Origin of the sequence: Colwellia demingiae (assembly GCF_007954275.1) — a bacterium.
Classification (GTDB): domain Bacteria; phylum Pseudomonadota; class Gammaproteobacteria; order Enterobacterales; family Alteromonadaceae; genus Colwellia; species Colwellia demingiae.
Genome location: NZ_VOLT01000001.1, coordinates 128,748 through 143,190, shown reverse-complemented (window position 1 = coordinate 143,190; position 14,443 = coordinate 128,748). Strand labels below are relative to the sequence as shown.

12 protein-coding genes are annotated in these 14,443 nt (G+C 37.3%); 8 read left to right on the top strand and 4 right to left on the bottom strand.

The window, feature by feature from the left end; genetic code table 11:
• Positions 1-154 precede the first annotated feature (154 nt).
• Positions 155-1,336, top strand: a complete 1,182-nt coding sequence (locus ESZ36_RS00625; RefSeq protein ID WP_146782101.1) for a cystathionine beta-lyase — start codon at positions 155-157, stop codon at positions 1,334-1,336.
• Between the two features lie 126 nt (positions 1,337-1,462).
• Here ESZ36_RS00625 and ESZ36_RS00620 read toward each other — a convergent pair whose 3' ends face one another.
• Positions 1,463-2,530, bottom strand: a complete 1,068-nt coding sequence (locus ESZ36_RS00620) for a M14 family metallopeptidase (protein ID WP_146782098.1) — start codon at positions 2,528-2,530, stop codon at positions 1,463-1,465.
• A 442-nt stretch (positions 2,531-2,972) separates the two neighbouring features.
• On the opposite strand from ESZ36_RS00620, the gene ESZ36_RS00615 reads away from it, so the two are divergent.
• The 3 genes from ESZ36_RS00615 to ESZ36_RS00605 all read left to right on the top strand — a co-directional run bounded on the left by ESZ36_RS00615 (position 2,973) and on the right by ESZ36_RS00605 (position 5,422).
• Entirely contained in the window at positions 2,973-3,323 is a 351-nt protein-coding gene (locus ESZ36_RS00615; protein ID WP_146782095.1) for an HIT domain-containing protein, read from the top strand.
• A 114-nt stretch (positions 3,324-3,437) separates the two neighbouring features.
• Positions 3,438-4,514, top strand: coding sequence for a sensor histidine kinase (locus tag ESZ36_RS00610; RefSeq protein ID WP_146782092.1), 1,077 nt, complete (start codon positions 3,438-3,440; stop codon positions 4,512-4,514).
• A gap of 65 nt (positions 4,515-4,579) precedes the next feature.
• Positions 4,580-5,422 carry a LytR/AlgR family response regulator transcription factor gene (locus ESZ36_RS00605; protein ID WP_146782089.1) on the top strand — a complete coding sequence of 281 codons (843 nt, stop codon included), beginning with the start codon at positions 4,580-4,582 and terminating at the stop codon, positions 5,420-5,422.
• Positions 5,423-5,526: 104 nt separating this feature from the next.
• Here the strand turns inward: ESZ36_RS00605 and pyk are convergent, their stop codons facing one another.
• Together pyk and ESZ36_RS00595 are read right to left on the bottom strand one after the other, a co-directional pair.
• Positions 5,527-6,978, bottom strand: a complete 1,452-nt coding sequence (gene pyk, locus ESZ36_RS00600) for a pyruvate kinase (RefSeq protein WP_146782086.1) — start codon at positions 6,976-6,978, stop codon at positions 5,527-5,529.
• Between the two features lie 95 nt (positions 6,979-7,073).
• Complete coding sequence (locus tag ESZ36_RS00595) at positions 7,074-7,922, bottom strand: MurR/RpiR family transcriptional regulator (RefSeq protein ID WP_011043094.1); 849 nt, start codon at positions 7,920-7,922, stop codon at positions 7,074-7,076.
• Positions 7,923-8,531: 609 nt separating this feature from the next.
• On the opposite strand from ESZ36_RS00595, the gene zwf reads away from it, so the two are divergent.
• The 4 genes from zwf to ESZ36_RS00575 all read left to right on the top strand — a co-directional run bounded on the left by zwf (position 8,532) and on the right by ESZ36_RS00575 (position 13,347).
• Entirely contained in the window at positions 8,532-10,001 is a 1,470-nt protein-coding gene (zwf, locus tag ESZ36_RS00590) for a glucose-6-phosphate dehydrogenase (protein WP_146782083.1), read from the top strand.
• 2 nt (positions 10,002-10,003) lie between these two features.
• The gene (gene pgl, locus ESZ36_RS00585) at positions 10,004-10,699 is read left to right on the top strand and encodes a 6-phosphogluconolactonase (RefSeq protein WP_146782080.1); all 696 of its coding nucleotides are present in this window, start codon (positions 10,004-10,006) and stop codon (positions 10,697-10,699) included.
• A gap of 62 nt (positions 10,700-10,761) precedes the next feature.
• Positions 10,762-12,576, top strand: a complete 1,815-nt coding sequence (gene edd / locus ESZ36_RS00580) for a phosphogluconate dehydratase (protein ID WP_146782077.1) — start codon at positions 10,762-10,764, stop codon at positions 12,574-12,576.
• 123 nt (positions 12,577-12,699) lie between these two features.
• Complete coding sequence (locus ESZ36_RS00575; RefSeq protein WP_146782074.1) at positions 12,700-13,347, top strand: bifunctional 4-hydroxy-2-oxoglutarate aldolase/2-dehydro-3-deoxy-phosphogluconate aldolase; 648 nt, start codon at positions 12,700-12,702, stop codon at positions 13,345-13,347.
• 122 nt (positions 13,348-13,469) lie between these two features.
• Here ESZ36_RS00575 and ESZ36_RS00570 read toward each other — a convergent pair whose 3' ends face one another.
• Positions 13,470-14,429, bottom strand: coding sequence for a DUF4339 domain-containing protein (locus ESZ36_RS00570; RefSeq protein WP_146782071.1), 960 nt, complete (start codon positions 14,427-14,429; stop codon positions 13,470-13,472).
• Positions 14,430-14,443: the final 14 nt, after the last annotated feature.

The following is a 14,443-nucleotide window of genomic DNA, read 5'->3' as shown; positions in this document are numbered from 1 at the left end:
TTACGAAGGTAGTGTTTATTTTCAAAATTTATCTAACAATACCTAGCCAGTTGCGTTGATTCAGGTTATAAATACATTATAAAGTTTTAGATGGCTAGATAGCTGAAAGTAACATTCATGCCGCTAAAGCTAAAACCCTTTAATGGAAGTGAATATGAAACAAGATACTAAAATAGTAAATGCTGGGCGTAGTGCTAAATGGACTAATGGTGTAGTTAATCCTTCGGTAACTCGCGCATCTACCGTGGTATTTAATACGGTTGCAGAAATGAATAATGCTGTGGCCAACCGACATAATCAAACCATGGTTTATGGTCGTCGAGGCACTACGACTTCTTTCGCTTTTAGCGATGCCATGACTGAATTAGAAGGCGGAGCGGGTTGTGCATTATATCCTTCAGGTACTGCAGCTATTACTAATGCTATTTTAGCTTTCGTTAAGCAAGGCGACCATATTTTAATGGTGGATAGTGCTTATGAGCCTACGCGTGACTATTGCGATAAGATATTAGCTAAAATGGGTGTTAGTACTACCTATTATGATCCTATGGTTGGTGCTGATATTGAAGCATTGATTCAAGATAATACCTGTCTAATTTTCTTAGAGTCACCAGGTTCTATTACCATGGAAGTACAAGATGTTCCTGCTATTAGCGCCGTGGCACATAAGCATGATTGTATCGTTATGCTTGATAATACTTGGGGCGCAGGCATTAACTTCAAACCGTTTGATTATGGTGTTGATGTAAGTATACAAGCAGCAACTAAATATATTGTCGGTCATTCTGATGTGATGTTAGGCACAGCAACAGCAGTAGAAAAATATTGGCCTCAACTGAGAGATTACAGTTATTTGATGGGACAATGTACGTCTCCTGATGATTTATACCTAGCGCTTCGAGGCATTCGTACTCTTGGAATAAGATTAAAGCAGCATCAACAAAGTGCAACTAAGGTCGCTCAATGGTTACAAGAACGTCCAGAAGTCGCCAAAATATTACACCCTGCGTTTGAGTCTTGTCCAGGTCATGAATTTTTCAAACGTGATTTTGAAGGCTCTAATGGATTATTTTCTTTTGTACTTAACTGCGGTAATAAAGAAGCATTAACTGCATTTTTAGATGGTTTACATCATTTTAAAATGGGTTACTCATGGGGAGGCTTCGAAAGTTTAATTTTAGGTATCACTAATGTAAACGCTATTCGAAGTGCTACAACGTTTGATTGTGAGTTTCCGTTAATTAGACTTCATATCGGTTTGGAAGATGTAGATGATTTAATTGAAGATTTAATGAAAGGATTGGAGCGTTTTAATAAAGTACTTGCCAATTCATAACGTATAACTCGCAGTTTTGGCAAACTGCTTAGCTAGTTAAATTGCACATTACATTTCGAAGTAATGTGCAATAATTTAACTAAGTCACCCATTTCAATCATAGCTATAGCTGCATCGGTGAATATGTTATATATCAGCAGAAGATAGCTTCACAACATAAAATAAGCAGTCATTTATCGCAGTATTTTTATTGGTTGTCGCCTTAAACAAACGCAGATTATGAAGGCAAACTAATTGATTTTCTCTAGCATAAAAGTATTGGTCAAGGACGTCTTTTCCACTTTTATCAATAAGCTGTAGGTTATCAAGACCATTACCGTCAATCCAGCCTATCATGTCATCTTGATGAGCACTGCCAAAGTTGAAACATTCGATATTGTCTTTCAGTGTAACCCCACTATAACCTTCATCATGTTGAGCATAAGAGAGTTTAATTTCTTGCTTTAATTGCAATCTAAGTGGTCGATAAATGACTTCTACCGGTTTTTCTTGATGGATATAACCAATATTATCACATTGGGCAACTTGGCTAATTCCTGAAAAGGCAATTTCATGAGCTTGCTCATCTTGGCAACCGCCGCATTCAATAGTGATAAAAGGGCAATCAAAATTTTGCTCCATTATTGAGCCAATGTTCAAATCAGATAAAATTAAGGTTTGACAAAAAAGTGATGCTAATGACAATGTTTCAGTAGTTACGACTGAGCTAACTGCAAAAGTAGGACCTGAGCTTGAAGAATTGTGAAGATCGATCACCATTTCAGGGGTAACCTCTCTGATCGCTTGTTCAATCAATGCTGCTCGCTGACAATAGCCTGTTTGCCCAACATCTTGACATTCAAATGAACAATCTTTACCAAAACAGCGATTAATGTCGATGCCCCCATTGATAAAGCGTTGGCTAAATAATGGTTTACTCGCGGCGGCTTCAACCGAACAGATAATAAAACGTAAATTCGTTGTAGGTTTATCTTCCGGTAATATTTCCGTTAAGTAGCGATGCATAGCAATTATGCCAGAAGGCTCATTACCGTGTAGTAACGTAGTAAATACTCGACATTTTGTTTGATCCTTCCCTGATACATCAATAACCGTTGGACCTGTCATTGATAGCAGAAATTGTTCATAATCAGCATGTAAATCTTGCCATGTCGGATCTTTTAAGTAGTTGATTTCGCTAAAATCTATATCCATGATGCTGCCTAAGTAATTTTTGTTTGATGTGCATATCCTTTATGAGTGGTAAGGATGTCACACTTGCAGCAACTACCATGTTGATTGAGGTCAATAAATTGTAGTAAAGAGGTGATTTATATTTATTTGGAGGTAAACTACTTGTATACCCAAGCTACCTGAAGATGCAGATTTCAGCTGTAATTAGAAACGCCTTTAGGCAAGGCATTGATTGAAGAGAATAGTTATTCTATTGTAGAAATCAATAACGCAGCATAAAGCGTTTCTAAACCAGCCCTGCGGGGACGTCTGAGCAAACCATGTTCTTCGTTATCTCCTTTTTTAAGGGAATAACCCTTAATAAAATGAGGCGCCTTGATCATGAATTGCTCAAGCGTCCTGAAACTCGCATCTTCAAGTGGCTTGGGTATATATTAAAAAAAACCTATATAGAGATACTACTATGAGTGAAGAAACTATTTTTTCTAAAATTATTCGTCAAGAAATACCAACACCATTGTTATACCAAGATGAACTTGTAACTGCCTTTCGAGATGTTGCCCCCCGTGTTGATAGTCATATATTAATAGTTCCCAATAAACACATTGCTACTATTAATGATGTCACTAGTGAAGATGAATTAACCTTAGGCCGTATGATTACTGTCGCCAAAAAGCTTGCCAAAGAAGAGGGGATTGATGAAAAGGGCTATCGCTTAATTATCAATTGTAACAATGATGGTGGGCAAGAAGTTTACCATATCCATATGCATTTATTAGGGGGCCAGCCTTTAGGTGCTATGTTGTCTTTGTAAAGAAAATTTTGGTAGTTTTATACAGTAAGTATGCGATAAGCCGCTAGATTACTAAGGTCAAAGACAATGAAATCATTTAATTATTAGCGCATACTTAGTTATAGCATTAATTAAATGGTTATTTTTGTGAATTGGAAAGAATTGCTAGAAAATAGAAGTCGTTTGTTTTGGCTAGCCCACACCGCGGGCTGGTTTGGGTTTGCTTTTGTGCATTATCTTGGCTCATTGCAACATGACTCGCGCGATATCTTCGTGGTAATTATCTTTCTGAATGCTTATGCCGGTTGGTTGTTTACTGTACCGCTGCGTTATATTTATCGAAAAGCGTGGAACTTTCCCCCGATTAAGATTGCTTTAGTCGTCATTCTTTCCTCTTATTTTACTGGTGTATTGTGGCAAATAGTTAAAAACATCAATTACTGGGAAATATATAAGCATGGTTATGAGCCAGAATCTTGGTTTATGTACACTCAAAATAGCTTAGGGTCTTTTTATATTATTTTAAGTTGGAGTGGTCTATATTTTGGTAGTAAATACTATCAAATGTTACAGATAGAAAAACAAAATGTTTTAAAAGCAAATGCGGTTGCTCATCAAGCGCAACTAAAAATGTTGCGCTATCAACTTAACCCGCACTTTTTATTTAATACCCTCAATGCTATTTCAACGCTTATTTTGATAGAAGAAAATAAAACGGCAAATACCATGGTAACTAAGCTTAGTGAGTTTTTACGGTATTCTCTTGATAAAGACCCGATGAAGAAAGTAACTTTGGAATCTGAAATACAAGCGTTACAGTTGTACCTTGCTATCGAACAAGTCCGTTTTGAAGATAGGTTACAACTTGATTTTCAAATAAATGATAATTGTCAGCAAGCCCTAGTCCCCAGCATGATTTTGCAACCCTTAGCTGAAAATGCGATTAAACATGCGATTGCAGTACAAGAGCAGGGCGGTAGAATTACTATTTCCGTTAATCGTTTTGCCGATGATTTGTTGATAGAAGTTGCCGATAATGGCCCCGGTGCAGATATTATTAATGGAAACTTACATCGTGAAAGTGGTGTCGGTTTAGTTAATACGCGCGAACGTTTACAAGCGTTGTATAATGAAAAATTTTCCTTAGTTGTTTCCAATAACCAGCCGACTGGTGTTAAAGTAAATCTACGTATGCCATTTCAGCTAAGCTAAAATTCTGTTTCCTGATCTGAGCGTACCGTTACCATTTATGAGAACCAATTAATTAGGGATTTTTTATGTCACTATCAACCATTATCGTTGATGATGAACCGCTGGCTCGTAAAGGTTTAGCGATACGTTTACGAGCGCATGATGATATTAATGTTATTGAACAGTGCTGTAACGGTAGAGAAGCATTAGAGGCGATACGAGCTTACCAAGTTGACCTAATGTTTCTTGATATTCAAATGCCAGGACTTAATGGCTTTCAGGTAATAGAAAGTATTATCGAGCAAGGTTTAGCTATGCCTGTCGTTGTTTTTGTTACAGCCTTTGATCAATACGCTTTAAAAGCTTTTGAAGTACACGCGCTGGATTACTTATTAAAACCAGCAGATGAAGAAAGGCTTGAGCAAACTATTGGTAAAATACAACACTACTTTAAAAGCAGTGCAGATACGGCACATAAATCGAAACTGGTTCGATTAGTTAGTGACGTTACCGGTAATGATTATCAGAAAATTTTAACCGAATTAGACAATGATCAAGAATTAACGCTATCTAGCTATTCAGATGTCTTAGCGATTAAAGATGCTGGCGAAGTGAATCGTGTCTCTGTAAAAGATATTCTTTGGATTGATGCTGCAGGCGATTATATGTGTGTGCATGCCTTAGAAACTAAGCAAAATACCAGACAAGAAAACACCTATATTCTTAGAAAAACTATGAAAGAATTGGAAGCCTGTTTAGACCCTAAGCAATTTATTCGTAATCATAGATCGACCATAGTTAACAAAAATATCATTGATAAATTTTGTAGCCAAGTAAATGGCGAGTACTTTTTAGTATTGAAAAATGGTAAAGAGTTAAAAGTGAGTCGTAGTTATAAGGATAAAGTTAAACAAGCAGTCAATAGCTAAAGTTTCACTCATAAAGAGTCTAAGCTAATAAAAAAGGCCATATGTGAATAACATATGGCCTTTTTAACGTTAACTCTCAGGGCATTTCTTAAATAAAATTGAGATTACTTAAGGTGTCTTTTAGCAATAGTTAAAATTTTCAAAGTATTTGAAGCGCCAACGGTTTCCATCATATCACCATGGGTTAAAATCAGTTTATCACCTACAGCTAAATCAATTTTACCACTTACCACTTTTAACATCTCATCAGATAAGTTGTCATTGTTTACGTGAGTTGAATCAAATTCAATTGGGTAAACACCACGGTATATTGCGGTTTTATTTAATGTTTTTGGATGGCGAGATAATGAGAAGATAGGTAAACCGGAAGTGATACGTGACATTAACTTACTTGTTTGACCTGATTCGGTTAAAGATATAATCGCTTTAACACCCTCTAAATGGTTTGCAGCGTACATAGCGGATAGTGCAATTGTTTCTGACACTTCACTAAAAGTAAGTTCCATTCTATGGTTTGAAATATTAACGGAACGATGCTGCTCTGCACCGACACAAACATTAGCCATTGCTGTCACTGTTTCAACAGGATACTTACCCGCGGCAGTTTCCGCTGATAACATTACTGCATCCGTGCCATCTAATACAGCGTTTGCAACATCCATAACTTCTGCACGTGTTGGCATAGGTTGTTCAATCATGGTTTCCATCATCTGTGTTGCAGTGATAACAACACGATTTAATTGACGAGAGCGAGTGATAATATGCTTTTGCTTACCAACCAATGCAGCATCACCAATTTCAACGCCTAAATCACCACGGGCTACCATAACAACATCTGAAGCCAGGATAATACCATCAAGAATTTTGTCATCATTAACCGCTTCAGCGCGTTCAATTTTAGAAACTAATCGAGCATCACAGCCAGCTTCTTGCGCGAGTAAACGTGCTTCACGCATGTCTGCTGCATCACGAGGAAATGAAACCGCTAAAAAATCAACATTGATTTTCGCTGCTAATTTAATGTCTTCTTTATCTTTCGCTGTTAAAGCTGGTGCAGTTAAACCACCACCTTGACGGTTAATACCTTTGTTATTTGATAACGGGCCACCAACAGTAACTTCAGTGAATACTGAATTATCAGACGTAGATAATACTTTTAATTGTACACGGCCATCGTCAAGTAATAAGATGTCTCCAGTGTTAACATCTTGTACTAATTTTTTATAATCAATGCCTACTTTTTCTTGACAGCCTTCACCTTTTTCTAAGGTTGCATCTAATTCAAACTTATCACCAATGGCTAATTTAATTGGACCATTTTTAAAAGTAGAAACACGAATCTTAGGGCCTTGCAAGTCACCTAATATACCAACATAAATACCAAGCTCTTTTGCTATTGCTCTGACATTGTCGGCTCTATCTATATGATCTTGTGGAATACCATGAGAGAAATTGAGTCTAACTACGTTTACACCTGCAGCTAATACACTTTTTAAAATTTCACGATCGTCAGTTGCAGGACCTAAGGTAGCAACAATTTTTGTTCTTCTAGGCATTTTAATCCTCTTATATTTTAAATTACGTTCTAAATAGGTTTATCGCTAGTGTTAATAATGATTGAAATACAGTTTCAAACATTAGCGACTAATCATTAATCTTTTCTCTCGAAGCGTGAACTCCTTAAACTATCTTTTACTTTTTTCAGGTTGTCTCTAAATTTGCTACCGCGACGTAGAGTGAAGCCTGTCGCTAAAACATCAATTAAAGCTAATTGTGCAATGCGTGACGACATTGGCATATATAAATCAGTATCTTCACTCACATCAACCGAAAGCACTATGCTACATTCTTTAGCTAGTGGAGTATCAGTGGTGGTAATCCCTATTACAGTGGCATCGTTTTCTTTCGCTAAACTAGCAACTTCAACAAGTGACTTTGTACGTCCAGTATGTGAGATAACGACAACTACATCCCCTTGGCGACTATTTATAGCACTCATACGTTGCATTAATATGTCATCAAAATAAACAACAGGGACATTGAAGCGAAAAAACTTATTTTGAGCATCATGGGCCACAATGGCAGAAGCCCCTAAACCAAAAAATGAGATTTTATTGGCTTGGGTTAATACATCGACAGAGCGATTTATATCATTAGCATCTAAACTTTTACGTGCTAATTCAAGACTGGCCATAGTCGATTCAAATATCTTGGAGGTATATTCATCGGCAGTATCATTTTCATCTACATGGCGATTAACATAAGGCGTACCATTGGCTAAGCTTTGTGCTAAATGTAATTTAAAGTCCGGGTAACCCTTGGTGTCTAATCGACGGCAAAAACGGTTAACGGTTGGCTCACTAATATTGGCTTGCTTGGCAAGTGCCGCAATACTTGAGTGAATAACGGTATTTGGTGACGCTAAAATAACTTCTGCTACTTTGCGCTCAGATTTACTGAGCATGTCTAGTTCGTTAGTGATCTTTTCTAATATATTCATTATGGCCTGATCCTAGATCTTCTTTATCTAAAGTTATAACGATATTTCAATGATAGCTTGCGTCAAATAATAGGCTATTTTGACTATACTGTAATTTATTTTCTGCTTAAGGAACAGAAAAAATGAAATTTTATTTCATAATGTAGAGTTGGAATAATAAAAAATTGGCAGATTATGTAAACATTTAGCACTCAACAATACTATGTTCAGTACAGTCATAGGTACTTTGCAGTATATAATCCATAGAAAACTCTTTGATGGTTAAAACTGAATACAAGATTAATTTATGTAGTAAAATTACAAAAAGTTCTTTACTGTCGTCTAAACAAGCGCTAAATTAGGGTTATATGTAGTTTAGTTACAACTATTTTTAACTGATAGCTCATGTGTTTGACGGATGAGTAAAGACATTTACCCGTTATCATTCAAAGTGCTGAATTTCAGTAGGAATTAAAATCACTTCACTGCTGCTATGACTTATAATGAAGTAACCATTATTTCATTACAGCACCGTGGCGCGAAATAGTTCAAGTACTCTGAAACATTTATATTGATTGGTAACGAGTATGAGCAAAATTAAAGCAATAAATTTTATATAAGAGAAACTCTATGAGTAATTTAGATTGTCAATCAGCAAGTGAAATCGTCATTTTTGGCGCTTTAGGTGACTTATCTCGCCGCAAGCTACTACCCGCATTATATCAATTAGAAGTGTGTGGCTTAATCAATAAAGATAGTCGTATTGTTGGTGCGGCAAGACCAAAGCATAATATTGAAGAATTTAAAAATATTGTTTTAGAAAATTTAACTACTTTTGTTAAAGAGACAATAGATGAAGAGGTGCTTGCACGTTTTATCAATCGATTGGTTTATCAAGAACTAGATTTTAAAGAGATCAATTCATTTAATAACTTAAGTGATGCACTAGCAGATGGGAACGATACACGTGTTTACTATTTTTCAACGCCTCCTGCTCTATATGGCGATATCTGTAAAGGTTTAGATCACGCTAACTTAATTACCGATGCTGATCGTGTTGTGATGGAGAAACCTATTGGTCACTCACTTGAATCTTCTATTGAAATCAATAATCAAGTGTCTGAATACTTCATAGAAAACCAAACTTATCGCATAGATCATTACTTAGGTAAGGAAACGGTATTAAACCTATTAGTATTACGCTTTGCCAACTCGCTATTTACTAATAACTGGGATCGTAACAGCATTGACCATGTGCAAATAACGGTAGCAGAGAGTGTTGGTATTGAAGGACGTTGGGGCTTTTATGACGAAGCAGGACAATTGCGCGATATGGTACAAAATCACCTATTGCAAATATTATCTCTTTTGGCGATGGAGCCACCCGCGGATTTAAGCGCTGAGAGTGTTCGTGCAGAAAAGCTGAAAGTCGTTAAAGCATTAAAAGCAATCAACAGAGAAAATATTAAAGATAAAGTTATTCGTGGACAATATAGCGATGGTTTCTTAAATGGTGTTTCAGTACCCGGATATTTAAATGAAGAAGGTGCTAACGCTAATAGTAATACCGAAACATTTGTTGCGATAAAAGCAGAGATAGATAACTGGCGCTGGAAAGGCGTACCATTTTATCTTCGTACTGGCAAACGTATGCCGAAGAAGCATAGTGAAATAGTCGTGCACTTTAAGCAGCAGCCACATAATATTTTTAAAGATAGCCACAGCGATTTACCCGCTAATAAACTAACTATCCGTTTGCAACCTGATGAAGGGGTTGAGTTACAAATGATGAATAAAATACCAGGTATTGCTTCACAGATGCGTATTCAAGAAAATAAATTAGATTTAAGTTTTTCTGATACCTATAACGATGAGCGTGTTGTTGATGCTTATGAACGCTTAATGTTAGAAGTGTTAAATGGCAATCAATCATTATTTGTGAGTCGAGATGAAGTTGAAGCTGCTTGGATATGGGCTGATAGTATTATTGAAGCTTGGAAGACAACAAATGAAGCACCTAAACCTTATGCTGCAGGTTCGTGGGGACCAGTTTCCTCTATATCTTTAATTGCGCGTGATGATCGCCAGTGGGTAGAGTAACTATGCATAAATTAACGGAATTTACCGCACGTAACGATTTAGATAATGAACTAGCAAAAGTGGTCAGTGATATTTTAGCTAAAGCGATTATAGAAAATGGTAAAGCAAGTATTGCCGTATCAGGTGGTTCAACGCCTAAAGGTTTCTTTAGTGTGCTATCGCAAAGTGATATTGATTGGTCAAAGGTTACTATTACCTTGGCAGATGAACGCTGGGTTCCAATCGGTAGTGAGGCAAGCAACACCCGTTTAGTACATGAAAATTTACTTCAAAACAAAGCACAAAAGGCTAAGTTTTTTCACCTTAAGCAAGGTGATGAGTTAACAGATGAAACCCTTGCGGACTTAAACATGGCAGCAAGGAAAACATTATTACCGCTTGATGTATTAATCCTAGGAATGGGAGAAGACGGACATACGGCTTCGCTATTCCCATGTAGTGATGAAATTGCTTCTGGTCTTGATAAGAAAAATGATGCTGTGCTTATGAAGGTTCAACCTAAAACAGCACCAAACCAGCGTATCAGTTTTACTTTTGCCAGTTTAATTACTAGCAAGAACATTTTTCTTCACTCATGTGGAGAAGGAAAGAAGACGGTATTAACACAAGCATTAAATGGTGATGATCCGTTTGAAATGCCTATTCGAGCATTTTTACAACACCCTAACTTAAACACTCAAATTTTTTGGGCACCATAACTCACTTGTCAAATAAGTTTAAGTATTAGATAAAATTAAAAGTATATAAGTTGAGAGAGTAAATGAAACAGCAAATAGTAGATATTACCGACAGAATCATAAAACGTAGTGCAAAAACGCGTGCTGAATATTTAGCAAAAATTGATGCCGCGAAATCAGACACTGTTCATCGTGCAGGCTTATCATGTGGCAACTTAGCCCACGGTTTTGCTGCTTGTGGTAAAGAAGATAAAACGTCTTTACGTGGCATACAACATTCAGATATCGCTATTGTCACCTCTTACAACGATATGCTCAGTGCACATCAACCTTATCAAGCATATCCTGATATCATTAAAGCGGCAGTTAAAGATGCCGGTGGCGTTGCACAAGTTGCTGCAGGTGTACCTGCCATGTGTGATGGTGTAACTCAAGGTCAACCAGGCATGGATTTAAGCCTGATGAGCCGTGATGTCATTGCGATGTCAACATCGATTGGCCTATCCCATAACATGTTTGATGGCGCATTAATGCTTGGTATCTGTGATAAAATTGTCCCAGGTTTATTAATTGCAAGTATGACTTTTGGTCACTTACCAACAGTATTTATTCCTGCAGGCCCAATGCCTTCAGGCCTTCCAAATAAAGAAAAAGCACGCGTTCGTCAACAATATGCTGAGGGAGAAGTAGATGAAGATGCATTGCTTGAAGCAGAGTCAGCGTCATATCACTCTGCGGGTACTTGTACTTTCTTTGGCACAGCAAACTCCAACCAGTTAGTGGTTGAAGTGATGGGTTTACATTTACCTGGTGCCTCATTTATTGCACCAAATACACAACTTCGCGAAGAACTAACAAAGGCAGCTGCCAGTCAAGCTACTCGTTTAACACAGCAGTCTGGTAACTATATGCCAATTGGCAAAATGGTCGATGAACGCTCGGTTGTTAATGCTATTGTTGCGTTACTTGCGACAGGCGGTTCAACTAACCTAACAATGCATATTATTGCTTTTGCCAAAGCGGCCGGCATTATTATTAACTTCCAAGATTTTAATGACCTTTCTGAAGAGGTTCCACTATTAACACGCATATACCCTAATGGGCATGCAGACATTAACCAATTCCAAGAAGCAGGCGGTATGGCGTTATTGTTCCGTGAGCTTATTGAAGGTGGACTAGTTTACGAAGATGTGGAAACTATTTGTGGCCGTGGTTTAACTCGATACACTAAAAACCCAGTATTAGAGAACGGTGAACTTAAGTGGGTCGACTGTGTTGAGAAATCACTTGATGATGAAATTATCGCTACCGTTGCTAAGCCATTCAGTATTCATGGCGGTTTACGTGTGATGAAGGGGAATTTGGGTGTTTCTGTTATTAAAACGTCGTCACTTCGAGAAGGTAGTTTTGTAATTAAAGCACCTGCTGTTGTTTTTGAGGACCAACATGAATTACAAACTGCATTTGATGCAGGGGAACTAGAAAAAGACTTTGTTGCCGTAGTAAGATTCCAAGGCCCTAAAGCTCGTGGTATGCCTGAATTACACAAATTAACGCCATTGTTAGGCGTACTTCAAGATAAAGGCTTTAAAGTCGCATTAGTTACTGACGGACGCATGTCTGGCGCTTCAGGCAAGGTGCCTGCAGCCATTCATTTATGCCCGGAAGCTCTTGATGGTGGGTTAATTGCTAAAGTTAAAAGTGGCGATATGATCAACTTAGATGGCGAAACGGGTGAACTTACTCTAGTAGTTGATGAAAATGAATTAGCTGCTCGTGAAGTCGCTCAGTTTCAAGTAAATGGCCATCATGAAGGCATGGGCCGTGAACTATTTGGCTTTATGCGTCGTAACTTGAGTTCAGCTGAAACAGGTGCGTGTTCGTTATTCGACTCATAATCAATAAGAACAGATAACGAATAAGGAGTCGCATCTTGACTCCTTATTATAATTAATAAGATAAAGAATTCAGCGGCTATTTACCCTTTAGGTTAAGTATCACCAAGAAGATAAAGAGGAATTATGACAGTATCAAAAAATTGGCAAATTATGCCAAAGGACCTTTTCAACATGGGGCCTATTGTTCCTGTATTAGTAATCAATAACGTTGAAGAAGCGTTACCGATTGCAGAAGCACTATTGACCGCGGGTATTAAAGTATTAGAAGTTACTTTACGTACATCGGCAGCACTCGATGTGATCAGTGCCATTGCAAAAGAGTTACCAGAAGCCATTGTTGGCTCAGGTACAGTTACCAATCGTCAGCAGTTACAACAGTCTTATGATGCGGGAGCTAAATTTGCTATCAGCCCAGGTTTAACAAAAGATTTATTACAAGCGGGTAATGAAGGTAATATCGCGTTAATTCCAGGTATATCTTCTATTTCTGAGCTTATGGACGGAGCAGATTATGGTTATGACCATTTGAAGTTTTTCCCTGCCGAAGCTTCGGGTGGCGTTAATGCTATTAAATCAATTGGTGGACCTTTCCCTGACATTCGTTTTTGTCCGACAGGAGGCATAAACTTAAATAACGTTCGTGATTATTTAGCCCTACCTAATGTTGTTTGTTGTGGTGGTTCATGGTTAGTTTCAAATAGCATTGTTGAAAACAAAAATTGGTCTGAAATCACCAAATTAGCTAACCAAGCATTAGCGCATGTAAAATAGATCATTTGAAAATGTAACTTATTGCTCGTTAATAAGCATAAAAAAGGCCAGTCATTAAAATAATGACTGGCCTTTTTGTTTTGGTAACTAAAGAACTACCTATAAAGATGAGAGTTATGTTTTTAGTGGTTGTTTTGCGCCATTTTTAAACGATCAGCCATTGATAATGGTTGATCGTTGCTTTTATTGACTTCCACTGTTTTGACTTCCACTGTTTTGACTTCTACTTTTTCAGGTTTCTTGGCTTTCTCTACTTTATGGTCACCTTTGAAGACAGATTTCATCATGTTTTTCATGCTGTTAATACTGTCATTTGCCATTCTATTACCAAGTTCAACGTCGACTGTCATTCGATTGCCATATTGTATATCAACGTCAGGTGGTGCTATTTTTTTATCTGCTTTAGGAATAGCCTTTTCACTTTCAATTGATTTTTCATCTTTGGCTTCTTCTGTTTCTACACGCTTATGCGGTGTTGCCAGTTTTTCTTGAGCCAGTTTAGCTTTACTAATTTGTGCTTCTTCACTTTCACTAGTGCTGATGATGTCTTGCATGACTAGTACACTAGGCTTACAAGAAGGCATAAAGATGTCATTAGAGCTCATTCTTTGATCAAAGTCATCGACAACTTCAGTCATTTCTTTACCGGCAATATGAACAGCATCTTTAACTTGCGATAACTTACGATTTAAGCTTTTATGTTTTTTCTCAATGTTATCAATAGCATCCTTAACATTATCATTTAAGTTTTGTGTTAAGGTTTTATAGCTTTCAATTTGTTTTTCAAATTTACCTAGAGATGACTGACTATGATTGATGCTATCGTCAATTGAAGCCAATTTTGATAATAAGCGTTGCTTTTTAGCTATAAATTTATCAGAAATTTCTTTTGGAATTAAGGGAGCCTGGACTGTAGCTGGTAGTACATCGGCAAATTCACTAATACAATTGACGGGTTTCCATTGAGTAAATGAAGGGTGCCAGCCATAAACATTTGGGTTACTCGCTAAATAATCTTTTGCCGCGTCTAAGTCTAATGGGGCAGTTACTTCGCCATTATTTGAAAAAAACCATTTTTTCATCGTAAATACTCTTA